The 21,317-nt window shown below is 68.4% G+C and carries 21 protein-coding genes and 1 tRNA gene; 13 read left to right on the plus strand and 9 right to left on the minus strand.

The features are described 5' to 3' along the window. Nucleotides 1-55 precede the first annotated feature (55 nt). Nucleotides 56-1,171, minus strand: coding sequence for a mannose-1-phosphate guanylyltransferase (locus tag ABTZ43_RS02300; protein WP_056420891.1), 1,116 nt, complete (start codon nucleotides 1,169-1,171; stop codon nucleotides 56-58). 200 nt (nucleotides 1,172-1,371) lie between these two features. On the opposite strand from ABTZ43_RS02300, the gene sdhC reads away from it, so the two are divergent. The 8 genes from sdhC (at nucleotide 1,372) to ABTZ43_RS02340 (ending at nucleotide 8,732) form a co-directional block, all read left to right on the plus strand. Then, complete coding sequence (gene sdhC / locus ABTZ43_RS02305; protein ID WP_072591539.1) at nucleotides 1,372-1,806, plus strand: succinate dehydrogenase, cytochrome b556 subunit; 435 nt, start codon at nucleotides 1,372-1,374, stop codon at nucleotides 1,804-1,806. Next, nucleotides 1,806-2,249: a succinate dehydrogenase hydrophobic membrane anchor subunit gene (locus ABTZ43_RS02310; RefSeq protein ID WP_056420888.1), complete on the plus strand. Its 444-nt coding sequence runs from the start codon at nucleotides 1,806-1,808 to the stop codon at nucleotides 2,247-2,249. The genes sdhC and ABTZ43_RS02310 overlap by 1 nt, the downstream gene beginning before the upstream one ends. 19 nt (nucleotides 2,250-2,268) lie before the next feature. After that, the gene (sdhA, locus tag ABTZ43_RS02315; RefSeq protein WP_056420882.1) at nucleotides 2,269-4,095 is read left to right on the plus strand and encodes a succinate dehydrogenase flavoprotein subunit; all 1,827 of its coding nucleotides are present in this window, start codon (nucleotides 2,269-2,271) and stop codon (nucleotides 4,093-4,095) included. 2 nt (nucleotides 4,096-4,097) lie between these two features. After that, nucleotides 4,098-4,865 carry a succinate dehydrogenase iron-sulfur subunit gene (locus ABTZ43_RS02320; protein WP_045253530.1) on the plus strand — a complete coding sequence of 256 codons (768 nt, stop codon included), beginning with the start codon at nucleotides 4,098-4,100 and terminating at the stop codon, nucleotides 4,863-4,865. A gap of 77 nt (nucleotides 4,866-4,942) precedes the next feature. After that, a complete protein-coding gene (locus ABTZ43_RS02325; RefSeq protein WP_350537693.1) occupies nucleotides 4,943-6,151 on the plus strand; it encodes a YihY/virulence factor BrkB family protein in 1,209 nt (402 codons plus the stop codon). Nucleotides 6,152-6,161: 10 nt separating this feature from the next. After that, nucleotides 6,162-7,004 (plus strand): exodeoxyribonuclease III, encoded by an 843-nt coding sequence (locus tag ABTZ43_RS02330; protein WP_200946626.1) that lies wholly within the window; start codon nucleotides 6,162-6,164, stop codon nucleotides 7,002-7,004. A 45-nt stretch (nucleotides 7,005-7,049) separates the two neighbouring features. Then, nucleotides 7,050-8,054 carry a tryptophan--tRNA ligase gene (gene trpS / locus ABTZ43_RS02335; protein WP_350537694.1) on the plus strand — a complete coding sequence of 335 codons (1,005 nt, stop codon included), beginning with the start codon at nucleotides 7,050-7,052 and terminating at the stop codon, nucleotides 8,052-8,054. Between the two features lie 24 nt (nucleotides 8,055-8,078). Further along, complete coding sequence (locus ABTZ43_RS02340) at nucleotides 8,079-8,732, plus strand: hypothetical protein (protein ID WP_350537695.1); 654 nt, start codon at nucleotides 8,079-8,081, stop codon at nucleotides 8,730-8,732. A 40-nt stretch (nucleotides 8,733-8,772) separates the two neighbouring features. Here ABTZ43_RS02340 and pth read toward each other — a convergent pair whose 3' ends face one another. Both pth and ABTZ43_RS02350 read right to left on the minus strand, forming a co-directional pair. Beyond that, nucleotides 8,773-9,354, minus strand: coding sequence for an aminoacyl-tRNA hydrolase (gene pth, locus ABTZ43_RS02345; RefSeq protein WP_056420867.1), 582 nt, complete (start codon nucleotides 9,352-9,354; stop codon nucleotides 8,773-8,775). 119 nt (nucleotides 9,355-9,473) lie between these two features. After that, on the minus strand, nucleotides 9,474-10,097 hold the full coding sequence (locus tag ABTZ43_RS02350; protein WP_056421182.1) for a 50S ribosomal protein L25/general stress protein Ctc: 624 nt from the start codon (nucleotides 10,095-10,097) through the stop codon (nucleotides 9,474-9,476). A 223-nt stretch (nucleotides 10,098-10,320) separates the two neighbouring features. Here ABTZ43_RS02350 and ABTZ43_RS02355 point away from each other — a divergent pair, with 223 nt between their 5' ends. From ABTZ43_RS02355 to ABTZ43_RS02375, 5 genes are all read left to right on the plus strand, one after another. Further along, a complete protein-coding gene (locus ABTZ43_RS02355; RefSeq protein WP_256381367.1) occupies nucleotides 10,321-10,446 on the plus strand; it encodes a hypothetical protein in 126 nt (41 codons plus the stop codon). A gap of 87 nt (nucleotides 10,447-10,533) precedes the next feature. Further along, a complete protein-coding gene (gene gnd, locus ABTZ43_RS02360) occupies nucleotides 10,534-11,982 on the plus strand; it encodes an NADP-dependent phosphogluconate dehydrogenase (RefSeq protein ID WP_045253537.1) in 1,449 nt (482 codons plus the stop codon). 153 nt (nucleotides 11,983-12,135) lie between these two features. Further along, nucleotides 12,136-12,864, plus strand: a complete 729-nt coding sequence (locus ABTZ43_RS02365) for a response regulator transcription factor (RefSeq protein WP_056420864.1) — start codon at nucleotides 12,136-12,138, stop codon at nucleotides 12,862-12,864. Between the two features lie 26 nt (nucleotides 12,865-12,890). Next, entirely contained in the window at nucleotides 12,891-14,360 is a 1,470-nt protein-coding gene (locus ABTZ43_RS02370; RefSeq protein ID WP_350537696.1) for a sensor histidine kinase, read from the plus strand. A 232-nt stretch (nucleotides 14,361-14,592) separates the two neighbouring features. After that, the gene (locus ABTZ43_RS02375) at nucleotides 14,593-15,426 is read left to right on the plus strand and encodes a DUF559 domain-containing protein (protein ID WP_350537697.1); all 834 of its coding nucleotides are present in this window, start codon (nucleotides 14,593-14,595) and stop codon (nucleotides 15,424-15,426) included. 284 nt (nucleotides 15,427-15,710) lie between these two features. Here ABTZ43_RS02375 and ABTZ43_RS02380 read toward each other — a convergent pair whose 3' ends face one another. From ABTZ43_RS02380 to ABTZ43_RS02405, 6 genes are all read right to left on the minus strand, one after another. Then, the gene (locus ABTZ43_RS02380) at nucleotides 15,711-17,285 is read right to left on the minus strand and encodes an FAD-dependent oxidoreductase (RefSeq protein ID WP_350537698.1); all 1,575 of its coding nucleotides are present in this window, start codon (nucleotides 17,283-17,285) and stop codon (nucleotides 15,711-15,713) included. A 24-nt stretch (nucleotides 17,286-17,309) separates the two neighbouring features. Then, nucleotides 17,310-18,167 (minus strand): FAD:protein FMN transferase, encoded by an 858-nt coding sequence (locus tag ABTZ43_RS02385; RefSeq protein WP_350537699.1) that lies wholly within the window; start codon nucleotides 18,165-18,167, stop codon nucleotides 17,310-17,312. A 16-nt stretch (nucleotides 18,168-18,183) separates the two neighbouring features. Beyond that, the gene (locus ABTZ43_RS02390; protein WP_350537700.1) at nucleotides 18,184-18,657 is read right to left on the minus strand and encodes an FMN-binding protein; all 474 of its coding nucleotides are present in this window, start codon (nucleotides 18,655-18,657) and stop codon (nucleotides 18,184-18,186) included. A gap of 85 nt (nucleotides 18,658-18,742) precedes the next feature. Further along, a complete protein-coding gene (locus ABTZ43_RS02395) occupies nucleotides 18,743-19,777 on the minus strand; it encodes a ribose-phosphate diphosphokinase (protein WP_149424241.1) in 1,035 nt (344 codons plus the stop codon). Between the two features lie 9 nt (nucleotides 19,778-19,786). Next, nucleotides 19,787-21,217: a bifunctional UDP-N-acetylglucosamine diphosphorylase/glucosamine-1-phosphate N-acetyltransferase GlmU gene (glmU, locus tag ABTZ43_RS02400; RefSeq protein ID WP_056420845.1), complete on the minus strand. Its 1,431-nt coding sequence runs from the start codon at nucleotides 21,215-21,217 to the stop codon at nucleotides 19,787-19,789. Between the two features lies 1 nt (nucleotide 21,218). Continuing rightward, nucleotides 21,219-21,290 (minus strand) — tRNA-Gln (locus ABTZ43_RS02405). Nucleotides 21,291-21,317: the final 27 nt, after the last annotated feature.

Below are 21,317 nucleotides of genomic sequence, written 5' to 3' on the forward strand. Positions count from 1 at the left end.
TCGAATGGTTACAAAGCTGAAACCAAGCCAGCCGATGAGCGCCGGCGGGTGCTCATCAGAGCACGTCGCCCCGACCGGTGAGCTTGAGCGACTCGACGACGCCCTTCACGCGCTGGGCGTGCTCGACCGTGGTCACCAGCAGAGCGTCCGGGGTGTCGACGACCACGATGTCCTTGACGCCGATCAGGCTGATCACTCGCGAGGTCTGACTGACGAGGATTCCGCTGGCCGCATCCGAGAGCACCCGGGCCTTGGGCCCCAGCACGGCGAGGTCGTTCTTGCGGCCGTTGTTGATGAGCTTGGTGAGCGAGGCGAAGTCCCCCACGTCGTCCCAGTCGAAATGGCCGGGCACGACGGCGAGGCGGCCGCGACGGGCGGCGGGCTCGGCGACGGCGTAGTCGATGGCGATCTTCTTCAGCCTCGGCCAGATGCGGTCGACCGCGGGGCCCCGACGTTCGCGGTCGTCCCACGCCTCGGCGAGCTCGAGCAGTCCGGAGTAGAGGGCGGGCTCGTTCTCGGCGAGCTCCTCGAGGAGCACGCTCGCCTTCGCGATGAACATGCCGGCGTTCCAGAGGTAGTCGCGATCGGCGAAGTACGCCTTCGCCGTCTCGAGGTCGGGCTTCTCGACGAAGCTCTCGACGAGCGCGGCCTCGCGCGCGCCCTCCACGACGAGCTCGGGACCCTTCTTGATGTAGCCGAAACCGATGGCGGGCTCCGTCGGAGCGATGCCGATCGTGCAGATGTAGCCCTCGCGAGCGACCTCGACCGCATCTCGCACGGCGAACTCGAAGACCCGCGTGCTGCGGATCACGTGGTCGGCGCTGAACGAGCCGATGATGACGTCGGGGTCGCGGCGGTGGAGGATCGCGGCGGCGAGGCCGATCGCGGCCGCCGACTCCCTGGGCTCGGACTCGAGGAAGACGTTGAGGTCCTGGATGCCGGGGAGCTCGGCCTCGACCGCGGCCCGATGCGCGCGGCCGGTGACGACGGCGATGCGATCGGTTCCGGCCAGCGGCTCCAGCCGGTCCCAGGTGTCGCGGAGCAGCGAATGCCCCGACCCGGTGAGGTCGTGCAGGAACTTCGGGGCGTCCGCGCGCGACAGCGGCCACAGACGGCTGCCGATGCCGCCGGCGGGGATGACGGCATAGAAGTTCGGAATCGGTTGGCTCACCCTGACAGGGTATCGCGGGCCGCCATCCGGACATCGGAGGCGGACATCTCGACATCGAGAGAGTTAGGTTCCCCTTCGTCGCCCGGTGCCCTCTCACGGGAATAGGATGGTGTCCGATCGGCCGTGCCCTACGACAGCACGTTCACGCTGGAAAGACGCATCGCACGCGACCGAGTCACATCGATCCAGGGAGGACGACCGTGTCCACAAGCGCTCGCTTGACACCGTCGATTTCGGAAACCACTTCCAAGACGCCCCGCGGCACCCTCTACCGAGGTCGCGAAGGCATGTGGTCGTGGGTGCTTCACCGCATCACCGGAGTCGCCATCTTCTTCTTCCTGTTGGTGCATGTGCTCGACACAGCACTCATCAGGGTGTCCCCCGAGGCCTACAACGCGGTCATCGGCACATACAAGAACCCGATCATGGCCCTCGGCGAGGTCGTGCTGGTCGCGGGCATCGTGTTCCACGCGATGAACGGCCTGCGCATCATCGCGGTCGACTTCTGGTCGAAGGGCGCCAAGTACCAGCGACAGCTCTTCTGGGGCGTGCTCCTGGTCTGGGGCATCATCATGGCGGGCTTCGTGCCGCGCCACCTCATGCTCGCGTTCGCCGGCTTCGGAGGAGGACACTGATGACCGCTCAGACCGTCGCCGCTCCGGCACGCACCCGCCGCGGATTCAACCTCGAGAAGTGGGGCTGGCTGTTCATGCGCGGCTCCGGCGTCGTCCTCGTCGTGCTGATCTTCGGCCACCTGTTCATCAACCTGATGGTCGGCGAGGGCATCCACGCCCTCGACTTCGCGTTCATCGCGGGCAAGTTCGCCACGCCGTTCTGGCAGTGGTGGGACGTCCTCATGCTGTGGCTGGCGCTGATCCACGGCGCCAACGGCATGCGGACGATCGTCAACGACTACGTCACGAACAACACCGCCCGCAAGGCACTGACCTGGGCCCTCGGCCTGGCCGCGGCACTGCTCATCATCCTCGGCACGCTGGTCGTCTTCACGTTCGACCCGTGCCTCGGTGTGACCGAGACGAGCACGCTGTGGGAACAGTGCCAGACCCTGGGCAAGTAGAAGAGAAGGCATACGAGAAGTGACTACAGAGACCCAGGCTTCCGTCGTGCGCGACGGAGTGCACTACCACCAGTTCGACATCGTGATCGTGGGCGCCGGCGGTGCCGGCATGCGCGCGGCGATCGAGGCAGGCTCCGGCGCGAACACCGCCGTCATCTCCAAGCTCTACCCGACGCGTTCGCACACCGGCGCGGCACAGGGAGGCATGGCGGCCGCCCTCGCGAACGTCGAGGAGGACAGCTGGGAGTGGCACACCTTCGACACGGTCAAGGGTGGCGACTACCTCGTAGACCAGGACGCTGCCGAGATCCTCGCCAAGGAGGCGATCGACGCGGTCATCGACCTCGAGAACATGGGTCTCCCCTTCAACCGCACGCCCGAGGGCAAGATCGATCAGCGCCGATTCGGCGGGCACACCGCAGAGCACGGCAAGACCCCGGTGCGTCGCGCCTGCTATGCCGCCGACCGCACCGGTCACATGATCCTGCAGACGCTCTTCCAGAACTGCGTCAAGCTCGGCATCAACTTCTTCAACGAGTTCTACGTCCTCGACCTCCTGACGGTGAAGGATGCCGACGGCAAGACGCAGGTCTCGGGCGTCGTGGCCTACGACCTGTCCACGGGCGAGCTGCACGTCTTCCAGGCCAAGGCCGTGATCTTCGCGACCGGCGGTTTCGGCAAGATCTTCAAGACGACCTCGAACGCGCACACCCTCACCGGCGACGGCGTGGGCATCGTCTGGCGCAAGGGCCTCCCCCTCGAGGACCTCGAGTTCTTCCAGTTCCATCCGACCGGTCTCGCCGGACTCGGCATCCTCCTCACCGAGGGCGCCCGCGGTGAGGGCGCGATCCTGCGCAACGCCTCGGGCGAGCGCTTCATGGAGCGCTACGCCCCGACCATCAAGGACCTCGCGCCGCGCGACATCGTCGCCCGCTGCATGGTCCAGGAGGTCGCCGAGGGGCGCGGCGCGGGTCCCCACAAGGACTACGTGCTGCTGGACTGCACGCACCTGGGCGCGGAGGTCCTCGAGACCAAGCTCCCCGACATCACCGAGTTCGCCCGCACGTACCTGGGCGTCGACCCGGTCGTCGAGCCCGTGCCGGTGATGCCGACCGCTCACTACGCGATGGGCGGGATCCCGACGAACAACAACGGCGAGGTCCTGGCCGACAACGACACCGTCGTGCCCGGTCTGTACGCCGCCGGCGAGTGCGCCTGCGTCTCGGTGCACGGAGCCAACCGTCTCGGCACCAACTCGCTGCTCGACATCAACGTGTTCGGCAAGCGCTCCGGGCGCAACGCGGTCGAGTACGTAAAGACCGCCGAGTTCGTGCCGCTTCCCGAGAACCCCGCCGCCTTCGTCTCGGACATGCTCGAGGGGCTGCGCAACAACCAGGGCACCGAGCGCATCGCCGTGCTGCGCAAGACGCTGCAGGACGAGATGGACAAGGGCGCGCAGGTGTTCCGCACGCACGAGTCCCTGCAGCACGTTCTCGGCGTCATCGCCGACCTGCGCGACCGCTACCGCAACATCCACGTCGACGACAAGGGCAAGCGCTTCAACACCGACCTGCTCGAGGCCGTCGAGCTGGGCTTCCTGCTCGACATCGCCGAGGTCGTCGTCTACGCCGCGCAGAACCGCGAGGAGAGCCGTGGCGGACACATGCGCGACGACTTCCCGAAGCGCGACGACGAGAACTACATGCAGCACACCATGGCCTACCTCACGGGAGATGCGCACTCGTCCGACCCGGGCGACCACATCAAGCTCGACTGGAAGCCCGTCGTGTTCACGAAGAACGAGCAGGGCGAGTTGAACTACCCGCCGATGGAGAGGAAGTACTGAGCATGTCGAACGCCATCGCCGAAGCCCCCGCAGCCACGACCGAAGAGGCGGCGATCCAGTCCTTCATCGTCACCTTCAACATCCGACGGTTCGACCCCGAGGTCGACTCCGAGCCGCACTGGGTCGACTACGACGTCGAGCTCTTCTCCACCGACCGCGTCCTCGACGCGCTGCACAAGATCAAGTGGGAGGTCGACGGATCGCTCACGTTCCGCCGCTCGTGCGCCCACGGCATCTGCGGCTCCGATGCCATGCGCATCAACGGCCGCAACCGTCTGGCATGCAAGACGCTGATCAAGGACCTCGACATCTCGAAGCCGATCTACGTCGAGGCCATCAAGGGTCTGCCGCTCGAGAAGGACCTCGTCGTCGACATGGAGCCGTTCTTCGCCTCCTACCGCGAGGTCCAGCCGTTCCTCGTGGCGAACTCCGTGCCGGAGAAGGGCAAGGAGCGCGTCCAGAGCATCGCCGACCGCGAGATCTTCGACGACACGACCAAGTGCATCCTCTGCGCCGCCTGCACGTCCTCGTGCCCGGTGTTCTGGACCGACGGACAGTACTTCGGCCCCGCCGCGATCGTGAACGCGCACCGCTTCATCTTCGACTCGCGCGACGACAACGCCGCCGTGCGCCTCGACATCCTCAACGACAAGGAGGGCGTGTGGCGCTGCCGCACCACCTTCAACTGCTCCGAGGCATGCCCCCGCGGCATCGAGGTCACCAAGGCCATCGCCGAGGTCAAGCAGGCCGTGCTGCGCGGGCGTCCCTGACGCGACTCATACGCAGCGAAAGGGCGGGCGCCCGGTCGGGTGCCCGCCCTTTCGCGTCGCGTGGATAGGGTGAAGACGTGTCTGATCGTGATCGAGGTGCCTCGGGCTCCGGTCGTGTCGACGCTGCGGTCGAGCGGGCCACCGCCCTGACGCAGCGCACCCTCGCGCTGTTCCCCGTGCGGGTGTGGCGGCACTTCCTGCAGCACAACGGGTTCCTCCTCGCGGCTGGGGTGAGCTATCAGGCCCTGTTCGCGATCTTCGCGGCGATCTACCTGGCGTTCGCCGTCACCGGGCTGTGGCTCGGCGGCAGCTCTGAGGCGGTCGACGGCGTGATCGCCCTCGTGAACGGCTACGTCCCCAACTTGATCCGCGACGAGGGTGGCGTGTTCACCCCGGCGCAGGTGCGGGAGATCGCGGCGAACACCACCGGCGTGCTGAGCGTTACGGGCCTGATCGCCCTCGGCACCGTCATCTGGACCGCCATCGGCTGGGTCACCTTCTCCCGACGGGCGACGAGGGACATCTTCGGGCTGCCGCCGGATCTGCGCAGCTACTTCATGCTGAAGGCGCGGGATCTGCTGGCCGCGCTGCTCTTCGGGATCGCCCTCATCGCGGGCTCCGTCCTCAGCTCCGCCAGCGCGGCCGCGCTGACCTGGATCCTCGGCCTCGTCGGCTGGGATTCCGGATCGACGGGCTGGGAGATCAGCATCCGCATCGGCACGATCCTCTTCTCCTTCGTCCTGCTCTCGAGCGCACTCGCCGCGATGGTGCGCTTCCTGACGGGGACCTCGCTCGACTGGGTCGTGATCTGGCCCGGTGCGCTGCTCGGTGGAGGCGCGATGACCGTGCTGCAGTTCGGGGTGGGATTCCTACTGAGCTACACCCCCTCGAATCCCCTCCTCGCGACGTTCGCGATCTTCGTCGGCCTGCTGCTCTGGTTCCGGATCAACGGCGTCGTGATGCTGGTGGCGTCCTCGTGGATCGCGGTCGCCGCGCAGGATCGTGATCTGCCGCTGATGCACCAGTCCGAGGCGGAGCGGCGGGTGGCCGAGCACAGGACGCTGCTGCGGGCCTCACGCATCCGCGTGCGGGACGCCCGCGCCGCCGTCGACGAGGCACCCTGGTTCCGTGCCTTCGCGGCGCGACGCGCACTGCGCGCGGCCGAAGACGATCTGCACGCGCTCGAGGCGTCCGCTCCCCCTCCGCCGGAGACGGCGTCGCCGCTCGTCCAGCGCTTCCTGGCGGAGCCGGGGCGCACGTCTCCCGATGTCGGACCCCCTCGTTAGGCTTGTAGGTATGCCTCATCTGCGTATCGCCTCGGTCAATGTCAACGGGATCCGAGCGGCGGCTCGCAACGGCATGGCCTCCTGGCTCGACACCGCCGACGTCGACATCCTCACCCTGCAAGAGGTCCGAGGGCAGGACGAACACCTCGAGGCGGCTCTCCCCGGGTGGACGTTCGTGCACGATGAGGCGACGGCGAAGGGCCGTGCCGGAGTGGCGATCGCGAGCCGCACCCCTGCCCTCGCGACACGGACCGACTTCGGCGATGCGGACTTCGACTCGAAAGGCCGCTGGATCGAAGCCGACTTCCTGATCGGCGATCGCCCTCTGACCGTGGTCAGCGCCTACGTCCACAGCGGCGAGGCCGACACCCCGAAGCAGGACGAGAAGTGGAAGTTCCTCGACGCCTTCGGCGTGCGTCTCGCCGAGCTCGGTGCGGGCGACCGTCCGCTCGCTCTCGTGACGGGCGATCTGAACGTAGGCCACCGCGAGCTCGACATCAAGAACTGGCGAGGCAACCGCAAGAAGGCGGGCTTCCTCCCCCGCGAGCGCGCGTACTTCGACCGCTTCCTCGGCGCGGCGGGCGAAACCGTCGAGGGCGTCGACGGCACCACCGGCGAGGGCCTCGGCTGGGTCGACGTCGGGCGCACCTTCCACGGAGAGGTCGAGGGCCCCTACACCTGGTGGTCGATGCGCGGGCAGGCCTTCGACAACGATTCCGGCTGGCGGATCGACTATCACCTGGCCACCCCGGCCCTCGCCGAGCGGGTCACCGCGTACCACGTGGCTCGGGCCGACGCCTACGACCAGCGCTGGAGCGACCATGCGCCCGTCGTGGTCGACTACACCTGCTGAGCGTGCGGACTCTGCCGACGCCGGCATCCCCATAGGATTGATGCTGTGACGAAACCTCGCCTGTACTCAGGAATGCAGCCCTCCGCCGACTCCCTCCAGATCGGCAACTACATCGGAGCGCTCCTGCAGTGGCGGGAGCTGCAGACCACCAACGACGCGTTCTTCTCGGTCGTCGACCTGCACGCCATCACCGTCGCGCAGAACCCGGCCGAGCTGCGTGAGAAGACGCGTCGGACGGCGGCGCAGTACATCGCTGCCGGCATCGAGCCGTCGCTGTCGACGCTGTACGTGCAGTCGCACGTCCGCGCGCACGCAGAGCTCGCGTGGATCCTGTCCACCATCACCGGCTTCGGCGAGGCCGGACGCATGACCCAGTTCAAAGACAAGTCGGCGCGTCAGGGCGCCGACGCCACGAGCGTGGGCCTGTTCACCTACCCCGTGCTGATGGCGGCCGACATCCTGCTCTACCAGACCGATGTGGTGCCGGTCGGAGACGACCAGAAGCAGCACGTCGAGCTCACCCGCGACCTCGCCGAGCGCTTCAACTCGCGCTTCGGCGAGACCTTCGTCGTGCCGCGTCCGGTGATCCAGAAGGACACGGCGCGCATCTACGACCTGCAGAACCCCACCTCGAAGATGTCGAAGTCGGCGGAGAGCGACGCCGGCGTGCTGTGGATGCTCGACGACCCCGCCAAGTCGGCGAAGAAGATCATGCGCTCGGTGACCGACACCGAGGGGTCGGTGCGCTTCGACCGCGAGAACAAGCCCGGAGTCTCCAACCTGCTGACGATCTACTCCGCCCTCACCGGCCGCCAGGTCGGGTCGATCGAAGACGAGTACGCGGGCCGGGGCTACGGCGACTTCAAGAAGGGTCTGGCCGAGGTCGTCGTCGACGAGTTCGCCCCCGTGCGCACGCGCGCGCTGGAGCTCCTCGACGATCCCGCGGAGCTCGACCGCATCCTCGCCGCGAACGCCGCCAAGGCTGATGCCGTCGCCGACGCCACTCTCGGAGCGGTGTACGACCGGGTGGGACTGCTCCGTCGCATCTGATGCGCTGCGCCATAGGATGGGGGCGTGACTGACCCGCAGCTGCCCCCGTCCGGCGCCGTTCCTCCCGTACCACCCGCGCCTCCCGCGTATCAGCCGGCCCAGCCCGCGGCTCCGACGTATCAGCCGGCTCCCCCCGCCCCTCCGGCATACCCGCAGTCGGCACCGTCGGCCCCCACCGCGCAGCCGTACCAGGCGCCCGCGGGCGCTCCCGTCTACCAGGCCAGCCCTCCCGGCGCCTATCAGGTGCCGGTGGGCGGCTACCAGTCCCCCGCAGGCTCCTACCAGCCGCCCGCCACGGAGCCGAAGAAGTCCGGGGTCCTCGGCCTCATCGCCCTGATCCTGTCGATCGTGGCGGCCGTCGTCACGCCCATCGTGGCCGGCATCGCGGGGTTCGAGATCGGCCGCCGCATCCCCGGCGGGCTGGACACCACCTCGCCCGACTTCCTCTCGGTCCTCTCCCCCGCCCGCGACCAGGTGCTGTGGGCGGAGGTGTCGTTCTGGACGGGCACGATCCTCGGGATCGCGGCGATCGTGATCGGCATCCTCGCCATCCGCAAGAAGCAGGGGCGTGGCGCCGGGATCGCTGCCCTGGTCGTCGCCGTACTGGGCCCCATCATCTTCTGGGTCGTCGTGCTCGTGACCGTATCGACGGGAACCGCCACGGGCTTCCTGCCCTGACCGCCCTGACCGCCGTGCGCCTCCGGGCGTGCACCCGCGCTCAGCGCGGGGCGTGGTGCTTCTGCTGAGCGGCGAGAAGCCCCTCGGCGACCAGGAGTTCGACGGCATCCGCCGCGTCGGAGACGAGGATCGGCAGGTTCGCGCGTTCGTCTTTGCCGAAGGGCGAGAGCACCCAGTCCGCGGGATCCTGCCGTCCGACGGGCCGACCGATCCCCACCCGCACGCGCGGGAAATCGGGCGTGGTGATCGCTCGGGCGATGTCGCGCACGCCGTTGTGCCCGCCGTGTCCGCCGCCTGTCTTGAGCTTGACCGTGTCGAACGGGATGTCGAGCTCGTCATGGATCACGATGATCTGCTCTGGGGGCACCGAGTAGAAGCGCGCGAGGGCTGCGACAGGAGTGCCCGAGACGTTCATGAACGTGTTCGGCTTCGCGAGCACCAGCTTGTCCCCGCCCGGACGGAGCCACGTCTCCACGACGCGCGCGCCGCCCTTGTGCTCGCGGAAGGTCTCGCCACGCCGCGCAGCGAGCTCGTCGATCACCATCTGACCCACATTGTGCCGGGTCGCCTCGTATCGCGGGCCGGGGTTGCCGAGCCCCACCACGAGCCAGGTGGATGCCATGTCGTCGTCCTCTCGGGGGTGGGCCCTGTGCGGCGCCCGGGTCAGGATACGACAGAGGGGGCGCGATCTGCTCGCGCCCCCTCTGTGAAGCAGTCAGCCGTGGGCTGCGCCTGCGGAGATCACTCCGCGGCGTCCTCCTGCGCGGCCTCTTCCTCGGTCTCGCCCTCGGCGGGCTCCTCGGCGGTGGTGTCGGTCTCGAGGTCGAGCACCGGCACGGAGACCGCGACGACGAGCGTCTCGGGGTCGGTCAGCAGCGTCGAGCCCTTGGGCAGCTTGACGTCGGCGGCGGTGATGTGCGCGCCCTCTTCGAGTCCCTCGACGGAGACCTCGACGTTCTGCGGGATGTGCGTCGCCTCGGCCTCGATCGACAGCGTGGTCGCGTCGAGGTTGGCGATGGTGCCGGGGAACGTCTCGCCGGTGACGACGAGCGGGACGTCGATCGTGACCTTCTCGCCCTTCTTCACGACGAGCAGGTCGATGTGCTCGATGATCTGGTGCACCGGGTCGCGCTGGACGTCCTTGACCAGTGCGAGCTGGCCCTTGCCCTCGATGTCGAGCTCGAGGAGCGCGTTGGCGCGGCGGATGATCAGCGAGACCTGGTGGCCGGGCAGCGCGACGTGCACGGGCTCGGTGCCGTGACCGTAGATGACGGCGGGGATCTTTCCGGCTGCGCGCAGACGGCGGGCGAAGCCCTTGCCGAAGCTCTCGCGGAGCTCGGCGACGACCTTGGTGTCTTCAGACATGGGGTTCTCCTTCGGGACACGCAGCGAGAGCCGCGCGGTGGTCTTGGAATTGTTCTCGAACGCAGACACGTGAGGAAAGCCACCGGCTTGCTTCGCCGCGTCGATAACGGATGCCAGCGCACGCGCAGAAGCATCCCTCGCCGAGGTACTCCTCTCATGGTACCGGATGAGCCGATAGGCTGAGAACACCGATTTCCCCTCTGCAGATCACGGAGTCTCACTCATGCTCGACGGCGTCTTCTTCTCTCACGCGATCGCCTGGCTCATCGGCGCGATGACGGTGTGCGCCGCGGGCTTCACCTTCGCCGCGCTGTTCTCGCTCGGACGCTCCGGCTACCGCAAGGACTGAGAGCGAGGGCGGCGACACACGGGAGCCTCTCCCCCGGCGCCGCGATAATCTGGACTCATCCCTCTCTTCTCGATCTAGGAGCCTTCTGTGCCCGAAGCATCAGCGAACATCGGAGTCGTCGGACTCGCCGTCATGGGGTCGAACCTCGCCCGCAACCTCGCCAGCCGCGAGGGCAACACGGTGGCGATCTTCAACCGCAGCTACGAGAAGACCGAGACGCTCCTCTCCGAGCATCCTGAAGCCGAGTTCGTGCCGGCCGCGACCTACCGGGAGTTCGCCGACAGCCTCCAGAAGCCGCGCACCGCGATCATCATGGTGAAGGCCGGCAGGCCGACCGATGCCGTGATCGACTCCCTCGTCGAGGTCTTCGAGCCGGGCGACATCATCGTCGACGGCGGCAACGCCTACTTCCCCGACACGATCCGCCGCGAGAAGGCCGTGCGCGAGACCGGCATCAACTTCGTCGGCGCCGGCATCTCCGGCGGCGAGGAGGGCGCACTGCTCGGCCCGTCGATCATGCCGGGCGGTTCGGACGAGTCGTGGGTCACCCTCGGACCGATCCTCAAGTCGATCGCCGCCGTCGCCGAGGGCGAGCCCTGTGTCACGCACGTCGGACACGACGGTGCCGGTCACTTCGTGAAGATGGTGCACAACGGCATCGAGTACGCCGACATGCAGCTGATCGCCGAGGCCTATGACCTCATCCGCCGCGGCACCGGCAAGTCCCCCGCCGAGATCGCCGAGATCTTCGCCGAGTGGAACACGGGCGAGCTCGAGTCCTACCTGATCGAGATCACCGCCGAGGTGCTCCGCCAGGTGGATGCCGAGACCGGCCAGCCGCTCGTCGACGTGATCCTCGACCAGGCCGGCGCCAAGGGCACCGGCGCGTGGACGGTGCAGACCGCCCTGTCGCTCGGCGTGCCCGTCTCCGGCATCGCGGAGGCGACCTTCGCCCGCTCGCTCTCGTCGCACCCCGAGCAGCGTGCCGTGTCGGGCGACCTGCCCGGCCCCGAAGACGAGTTCACGGTCGAGGACACCGAGTCCTTCATCGAGGACGTACGCCTGGCGCTCTACGCGTCGAAGATCGTCGCGTACTCGCAGGGCTTCGACGAGATCCGCGCCGGCGCGGCCGAGTACGACTGGAACATCGACCTCGGCGCCATCAGCAAGATCTGGCGCGGCGGCTGCATCATCCGCGCCCAGTTCCTCAACCGCATCGCCGACGCGTACCAGGCGGAGCCCGGTCTTCCGGTGCTGCTGACCGCCCCGTACTTCACCGAGGCCATCACGCGCGCACAGGCGTCGTGGCGCCGTGTCGTCATCGCCGCGGCCGAGGCCGGCATCCCCGCTCCGGCGTTCTCGTCGTCGCTGTCGTACTACGACGGCATCCGCGCCGACCGCCTTCCGGCCGCGCTCGTGCAGGGTCAGCGCGACTTCTTCGGCGCGCACACGTACAAGCGCATCGACAAGCCGGGAACCTTCCACACGCAGTGGTCGGGCGACCGCACCGAGATCGAGGCGGAAGACACGCACTGATCGCGTCTGCGACAGAACGAAGGCCCCGGCGGGAACGCCGGGGCCTTCGTCGTCTTCACGCGTCGTCCCTGAGATCGCCGATGCTTCGGACCTCACAGCAGACGCATAACGGACTCCATAGAAAACCCATAGCTGATTCCGCAGAATGTACTCATGAGCACCGATCTCCCCGAACTGCACCGCCCCGACGGCTCCCCGCTGCGTATCCTCGCCGTCGATGACGAGCAGATGCTCACCGATCTGCTCGCGATGGCGCTGCGGATGGAGGGCTGGGAGGTCCGCACCGCATCCTCCGGCCTCGAGGCCCTGCAGGTCGCGCGCGAGTTCGAACCGGACGCCCTGGTGCTCGACATCATGATGCCCGACCTCGACGGGATGGCTGTGCTGCGCCGGCTCCGCGAGTCCGGCAGCCTCGTCCCTGTGCTCTTCCTCACCGCGAAGGATGCCGTCGGCGACCGCGTCGCGGGCCTCACCGCCGGTGGCGACGACTACGTCACCAAGCCCTTCAGCCTGGAGGAGGTGATCGCACGGCTGCGTGCCATCATCCGCCGCACCGGGCATGCGATGGCAGACGAGGGGCAGTCGATCCTCCGGGTGGCCGACCTCACGCTCAACGAGGACAGCCACGAGGTCGTGCGCGACGGCACCGAGATCGAGCTCACCGCCACCGAGTTCGAGCTGCTGCGCTACCTGATGCGCAACGAGCGACGGGTGCTGTCGAAGGCGCAGATCCTCGATCGGGTCTGGAGCTACGACTTCGGCGGCAAGTCGTCGGTCGTCGAGCTGTACATCTCGTACCTGCGCAAGAAGATCGACGCGGGCCGCACCCCGCTGCTGCACACCGTCCGCGGTGTCGGCTACATGATCAAGGCGCCGCAGTGAGCCATACGAGGATGACGCACAGGCCGATGAGCCTGCAGACGAGACTGATGACCGCGGTGATCGGCTTCGTCTCGCTCATCCTCGTGATCGTGGCCGTGATCACCAGCGCCCTCGTCGGGGGCACCCTGGAACGGCAACTCGAAGACCGCCTGGACGGCTATGCCGTGCAGGTGGCGAAGTGGGCGAGCAACGTCCCCGAGCAGTATGCGAGCATCGACTCCCTGCTCGACGCCACGAACGCCGTGCCGGGGATCCTGCTCGCGGTGTCGAGCCCGGAGAACGGCACCGGCGGCGTGGTCTTCCCCGACACCAAGGGACAGTGGAGCGGGGTGTCGCAGACGCTGACCGCGGCCGATCTCGCTCGCATGGACGCCGCGCTCGGCGGTCGACCGCAGGCCACGGTGACGCTCGAGGACTTCGGCTCGTACCTGGTGGTCGTGAAGCAGGCTCCGAACGGGGTCACCGTGGTGACCGGTCTCCCCCGCAACGAGATCCAGAATCAGCTGGCGACGCTGCTCACGGTGATCGCCCTGGCGACGATCGGCGGACTGATCCTGCTCGCCCTCACCACCGCGATCACGATCAGGGTCGGCCTGAGGCCTCTGCGGGCGGTCGCGGCGACGGCCACCCGCGTCGCGAACCAGCCGCTCGATCGCGGTGAGGTCGAGATCACCGAGCGCGTGCCCGCCGCCGAAGCGGACCCGCGTACTGAGACCGGCCTCGTGGGCGCCTCGCTCAACACCCTGCTCGACCACGTCAACGACTCGCTCGCCTCGCGTCAGAAGAACGAGGAGCGGATGCGCCGGTTCGTCGCCGACGCCAGCCACGAGCTGCGCACGCCGCTCTCGTCGATCCGCGGGTACTCGGAGCTCTCGCTGCGCGCACTCAAGCAGCAGGCCGGGGAGGCGGCGATCGAGAGCACGACCACCTCGCTCGAACGCATCCAGGCGCAGTCGCTGCGGATGACCCGGCTCGTCGAGGATCTACTGCTGCTCGCTCGTCTCGACGAGGGCCGTGAACTCGTGTACGGCACGGTCGATCTCACACAGCTGGCGCTCGAGGGCCTGTCGGATGCCCGGCCGACGGCCGCCGACCACCACTGGAACATCGAGGCGCCCGACGAGCCGCTCGTCATCGTCGGGGATTCGGGACGCATGCACCAGGTGGTCGCGAACCTGCTCGCGAACGCCCGTACGCACACGCCTGCCGGCACGGCGATCACGCTGAAGGTCAGTCGCGAGGGCGACGAGGCGGTGCTCCGGGTGCACGATGACGGTCCGGGCATCGACCCGGCGGTGCGGGAGGAGCTGTTCGCGCGGTTCGCGCGGGGCGACAGCTCACGGGCCCGCCAGACGGGTGGTACCGGCCTGGGCCTCGCGATCGTCAAGGCGATCGTCGAGGGGCACGGCGGCCACATCTCGGTCGACAGCCGGCCGGGAGACACGACCTTCACGGTCCGGATCCCGGTGAGCCCCGGTGGAGTGACCTCCCCGTAGCGGCACGTCTGCAGGATCCCGGCACGTCTGCAGGACCAGACGGAGAATACGGCCCTGCATTCGCGCTTCGATCCTGCAGACGGCCCGCACAGCTCGATGCTCGATGCTCGATGCTCGATGCTCCCGTGACTATCGCGGGACCTCTCCTGCACGGATCCGGATCGCGCGTGGATCCCCCCTCCGGGCGTGGTTCCTGGCCCGTTGTCACGCATCATCGGGCAGGATCTGTCGGATGCCGACCGCCGCTCATGTCCTCTCCCACCTCGGCAACGCCGCCAGAGGCGTCACCCTGCGGGAGTACGGGCTGAGCAGGCGGATGCTCGCGACTGCCGTGCGGGACGGGTCGATCATCCACGTGCGCAACGGCGTCTTCGCTCTTCCGACGGCTCCGCATGGCGTGATCACCGCGGCGCAGCACGGCGGGGCCCTGACATGCTCGGGTGCGCTCCGCGCGCACGGCGTCTGGACTCTCGACGAAGATGCCGATCCGCATGTCTGGCTGGGCGCTCACGGACGCAGCCATCACGTCGACTGCGCCTGCACAGGTCACTACTTCGAGGGGCGCACCCTCTTCGGGGTCGCACCGCTGGAAGACGCTCTCGTGCACGTCTATCTGTGCCGAGGCGACGAGGCCTTCTTCGCCTCTCTGGAATCCGCCCTGCGGTTACGTCTGGTCGGCGCCGCAGGGCGCGCGCGGATCCGCTCCCGGCTGCCCGCCAAGGCGCACTGGCTCGTCGATCTGGCTCGGACCGACGCAGACAGTGGACTCGAGTCGTTGCTGCGACTGCGGCTGCATCTGCTCGGCATCCTCCTCGAATGCCAGGTCGAGATCCCCTCTGTCGGGAGGGTGGATTTCGTGATCGACGGGCTCCTCATCCTCGAGGCCGACGGTGCCGGCAACCACGAGGACGCCGCGCATCGTAACCGCGACCTCATGCGGGATGCGGAAGCATCCCGGCGAGGTTTCGAGACGCTGCGTTTCGACTACGCGATGATCGTGCATGACTGGCCGATCGTGGCGGAGGCCATCGTCGCCGCCGTCGCGAGACTTCACGAGCGTTCCTGACGTGCCATATGCAGGACCACGGCACGGATGCAGGACCAGAACCCTCGGATTCATCCGCCGAACGTGCCCCGATCCTGCATCCGGCACGCGACCCGCCGTCGACCGAAGAGCCGCCACTCACCGTCACACCCGTCCTGAGGTACGGAATGCAGGACCACGGCACGGATGCAGGACCAGAACCCTCGGAATCATCCGCCGAACGTGCCCCGATCCTGCATCCGGCACGCGACCGGCCCCCGGACCGACCCGGACGACCCACGACCGTCCCAGGAAGGCCCCGACCGTCAGTAGCCGGCGAACGCGTCGGTCGTCAGAGACCGCGCCTTGCGGAGAGCCGGGGCGAGGTCGGCGATCAGCCGTGGCGGACCCGAGATGTACGAGTGTCGCTCGCCGAGATCGTGCACGTGACGCTCGAGTCCCGCGGCGTCGAGCCGGGCGCCCTGCGCCCAGCTCCAGTGCGCGGGCAGATCGCTCGGCTCATCGCGCGTGAACACGATCACCCGCGCCCCGGTCTCCGCGAGCTCATCGCGGAACGCGAGCTCCGCGCTGCTCGACGCCACGTACACGAGGACCACGTCGCGTCGCTGCCCGGTCAGCTGCAGCTGGCGCAGCTGCGACACGAACGGGGTGACGCCGATCCCCGCGGCGACCATCAGGACGGGCGTCTCTTCACGCGGCAGCAGGAAGTCGCCCCAGGTGCCCGTGACCGCGAGGCCGGCTCCGGGCGCGGCGTCGGCCAGTGCGCGCTTGTAGCTCGACGGATGCGCCTGATCGCCGTGCTTGTAGGCGATGCGCAGCGTGGGAAGGTCGGCGGGCGCTGAGACGATGCTGAACTCGCGTCGGGTGCCGCGCACGTCGGGGCGGCGATGCGGGACGTCGAGTTCGAGGTACTGACCCGGCAGGAACTTCACGGGCCCCTCGACGCGGAAGGTGAGCTCCTGCGCGGTCGGGGTGACCGAGCGCCTCTTCTCGAGCACCAGCTTCACGGATCCGCGCAGGGCGAAGGCGAACGCGAGCAGGTTCCCGATGAGCAGCGCGCGCTCCTGTCCGACAGTGAACAGGGTGCCGACGGCGATCGGCCAGCCGGCGAGAACACCCACCAGCGCCGCCACCGAGAACTGCTGCCAGCGACGCGGCGGCAGGGTCAGCGGCTCGGACAGCATGAACGCCCCGAGGAACAGGAAGGGCGACTGCAGCACGGCGAACGAGAGGGCCGTGCCCACGTCGAACGCGAAAGAGGCCTCCTGTGCCTGGACGGCCTGGCGCAGGACCGAGACCGCGACGGCGATCACCAGGAAGACCACGACGATGCGCACCTTCTCGGTGCGCCACAGGACGGCGAGGCCGAGGATGACGACCGGGATGAGAAGCGAGGGCGTTCCCACCCACCACGACGACGACGTTCCCAGCCACTCGAAGGCGCCGAAGGATCCGAGGATCGAGACGACCGATGCGCCGAACGCGGCGGGGTTGAGGATGTGCCTGCCCCGCCACACGATCAGGTACTTCGACAGGCTCGCGACGATTCCGGCGATCGCGAGGCCGAGGAGCGCGCTCGGCTCGATGCCGGGGCGGAGCACGAACAGCAGGATCAGTGCGGTCACGAGAGACGACTCGATGCGCCACGGTCGGCGGAGGATACGCTGCGCGGCCGCGTCGACCAGGGAGATCACCACAGCGAGCACGACGAGGGAGACGAGGATCTCGAGCGGAGTGGGCGACACGATCACCCCCAGGGCCGACAGCACCACGGCGATCGCCGTGAGCGCGACGAGGGAGAACAGCACCATTCGGTACATCGAGATGCCGCCGAGCAGCGCGAGGATACGCTGCCGCGCGGAGGTGATGGAGGTGATCACGGTCTTATCTTCCCTCTCGGGGACTCAGGAACGAGCGGTGAAAAGCTGGGCGGGGCAGTCGGGAGAGCTCTCGGCACGGCCGTCCGTGGACATCCGCACCCACTCGACGCCCCAGGATGCGGCGAGCTCGGGGCCGCCGTCGAAGAACAGCGCGGTCGCGACGGCATCCGCTCGCATGGCGTCCGGCGCGATCGCCCACGTGGCCGCCCACGTCCGCACGGGCATCCCTGTGCGGGCATCGAGCACGTGGTGCAGCCCGTCGCCCCACGCGCGTCGGTTGACCGCGGAGGCGCAGAGTGCGGCGTCCTGCAGCTCGACGACGCCGATCGCCCTCGTCGCATCGTACGGATGCTCGAGGCCGACGCGCACGGCGTTCCCGCGCGCACGCATGTCGCCGCCCGCATCGATGACGAGATCGCCCGGCAGATCCGCGAGCACACCGCTGACGAGGTCGACGAGACGTCCCTTGCCGAGTGCACCCACATCCAGCAGGGTCGGCTCGTCGGCGGTCACCGTCTGCGGGGTCCACCGCAGCCGCTGCGACCACTCGCGGGGAGCGGCGATCGGATCGCTCGCGACGAGAGAGTACGAGGAGTCGTATCCCAGTGCCGCCAGACTGTCGGCGACGAGAGGATTCACCGCTCCCGCTGTGGCATGCGCGAGCTCTCGATACGCGTCGAGCATCGCCCCCGCATCCGCAGAGGCGATCTCGCCGCCCTCGCGTCCGACCCTGGTGACCGCGGAATCCGCGCGGAACCGCGACCACTCGGCGTCGAAACGCTCGATCTCGGCGGCGACCCCGTCCTTCGCGTCGCTCTCGAGATCATCGGTCGTCTCTATCTCCCAGCGGGTGCCGATCGCATCGAAACGCCAGATCGCCATTGCCGTGGGCAGGCGCCTAGGCGGCGGCCTGCTCCTTGATCGACGCGACGGCCTCGTTGAATCCGCCGCTGGTGAGCGAGGAGCCGGCGACGCGGTCGACCTTCAGGTCGTCGAGCGACTTGCCCACGACCTCATCCGAGATCCCCTTGATGAACTGTCCCTGGTACTGCTCGGTCTCGCGGGCCTTCGGGTCGCCCGTCACCTCGACGTCCTTCACGACGCCGTCGGCGATCGTGAGGGTGACGCTGACCGACTCGACGGTCTCGGGTGTCTGGTACGAGCCGTCGGCCGTGTAGGTGCCGTCGGCGTAGTCGCCGGTCGAGGCGGAGCTCGAGGGGGCATCGGTTTCGGCGGTGGTGCCCGTACCCGTCCCGGTGGACGAGTCCTCGGCGTCGGCGGTGCCGGAGCACCCTGCGAGGACGAGGAGCCCCGCGACGCCGGCGATGGCAGCGCCCTTGCGAACAGAAGTCGGTACAGTCGTGCGGATCATGATGGTCCTTCCGGCCTTGATCGATGTGTTGTCTCGACCGTAGGGATCACATCTATGCACGGGCTGTGCCCCGGGTATGGGGATCCTACGCGTCGCCGCCGAACATGCTCGTGACGGAACCGTCTTCGAACACCTCGTGGATCGCGCGGGCCAGGAGCGGGGCGATCGGCAGGATGGTGAGCTTGTCCCAGCGCCGCGATTCGGTGAGCGGGATCGTGTCGGTAATGACGACCTCGTCGATCGACGCGTCCTGAAGCCGCTCGGAGGCGGGATCGCTGAAGATCGCGTGCGTCGCGGCGACGATCACCCGGTGCGCGCCCGCGGCCTTGAGCGCCTGCGCCGCCTTCACGATCGTGCCGCCGGTGTCGATCATGTCGTCGACGAGGAGGCAGGTGCGTCCCTCGACGGTTCCGACGATCTCGTGCACGGAGACCTGGTTGGCGACCTTGGGGTCGCGACGCTTGTGGATGATGGCGAGGGGTGCGCCGAGGCTGTCCGACCAGGTGTCGGCGACGCGCACGCGGCCCATGTCGGGAGAGACGACCGTGAGGATCTCGCGATCCGCCGCGCTCAGCGTGCGCTGGAAATAGTCCAGCAGCACGGGCTTGGCGAACAGGTGGTCGACGGGTCCGTCGAAGAAGCCCTGGATCTGGGCGGCGTGCAGATCAACGCTCATCACGCGGTCGGCGCCGGCGGTCTTCAGCAGGTCAGCGACGAGGCGGGCGCTGATCGGCTCGCGGCCGCGTCCTTTCTTGTCCTGGCGGGAGTACGGATAGTACGGGGCGACGACGGTGATGCGCTTGGCGGATGCCCGCTTGGCCGCGTCGATCATGATGAGCGCTTCCATGAGCCACTCGTTCACCGGCTCGCCGAAGGTCTGGATGAGGAAGAGATCGCAACCGCGGATCGAGACGTCGAATCGGGAGTAGATCTCGCCGGACGCGAAGGTGCGGTGCTCGGTCGGCACGACCTCGGTGCCGAGCGAGGCCGCGACGTCGGCGACCAGCTGCGGGTGTGAGCGCCCGCCGGCGACGACGAGACGCTTCTTGGTCTTGGCGACAAGCCCGGGAGCGATGCCGTTGTCACGGTCCAGATCGACCGTCTTCTTCTTGCGCGCCATCGTGTTCGCCTACTCCGCCACTCGGGATCGGGCGGCGGCGTCTGCCGCACCCGTGCCTGCCCTGTTCTTCTCGACCCACCCCTCGATGTTGCGCTGAGGGGCGATGCTCATCGACAGCGATCCGGCGGGGACGTCCTTGCGGACGACGGCGCCGGCGCCCGTCTTGGCACCGGCTCCCAGCCTAACGGGCGCGACGAGGGTCGTGTGCGAGCCCGTGTGCACCTCGTCCTCCACGACGGTGCGGTGCTTGTGCACATCGTCGTAGTTCGCGGTGATCGTGCTGGCTCCCAGGTTGACCCCGCGCCCGATGGTGGCGTCGCCGACGTACGACAGGTGCGGCACCTTGCTGCCCTCGCCGATCTCGGCGTTCTTCGTCTCGACGTACGCGCCGATCTTGCCTCTGGCCCCGAGCACGGTGTTGGGGCGGAGGAACGAGAACGGCCCCACCGTCGCCTCCGCGCCGATCACGGCGAGCGTGGCGTCGCTGCGACGGACGATCGCATCCTCCCCCACCTCGCAGTCGACGAGGGTCGTGTCCGGACCGATGATGGCGCCCTCCGCGATCTTCGTGGCCCGCAGGATGTGGGTGTTCGGCAGGATCGTGACGTCGGGCGCCAGCGTCGCATCGTCATCGATCCACGTGGTCGCGGGATCGATCACGGTGACGCCCTCGAGCTGCCAGCGCCGGACGATGCGCTGATTGAGCAGCCGCCCGACCTCGGCGAGCTGTGCGCGGTCGTTCACGCCGTACGTCACGGTGACGTCCGTCACCACGGAGGCGGCGACCGGGCTGCCGTCGCGCCGGAGCATCCCGGGGACGTCGGTGAGGTACATCTCGCTCTGCGCGTTGTCGACTCCCACCGTGGGGAGATACTCGCGCAGCACGCCGACGCGGAAGACGTACATGCCCGCGTTGATCTCGCGCACGGCCGCCTCGTCGGCGCTCGCATCCTTCTGCTCCACGATGCGGTCGACACCGCCGGATTCGTCGCGGATCACGCGACCGTACCCGGTGGGATCGTCGACGACGGCCGTCATCAGCGTCGCCCCGGCCTGCCCCGCACGGTGGGCCTCGAGGAACGCACGCAGGGTGTCGGCATCGGCGAGAGGGCAGTCCCCGGAGAGCACGAGGACGTCACCGTCGAACTCGTCCGGGAGCGCGTCGACGGCCACCTGGACGGCACGTCCCGTGCCGGGGATCTCGTCCTGATCGACGAAGATCGCATCCGGATAGTCGTGAGCGAGAGCCGCCACCACCTGATCGCGCTCGTGCCGCACGACGACCTCGACGTGGTCGGCCCCGAGCCGCTGCGCCGTGGTGAGCACATGGCCGACGAGCGGGCGCCCGCCGATCTCGTGCAGCACCTTGGGCAGCCGGGAGCGCATGCGCGTTCCCTGGCCTGCGGCGAGGATGATGATGGCGAGCGTGTTCCCAGTCATGCTCCGCCGCCAGGACTCGAACCTAGACCTCACAGCTCCAAAGGCTGTCGTGCTGCCATTACACCACGGCGGACCGCGGCACCCGAGGGCACCGCCCGTC

Origin of the sequence: Microbacterium sp. NPDC097977 (assembly GCF_040302605.1) — a bacterium.
Classification (GTDB): domain Bacteria; phylum Actinomycetota; class Actinomycetes; order Actinomycetales; family Microbacteriaceae; genus Microbacterium.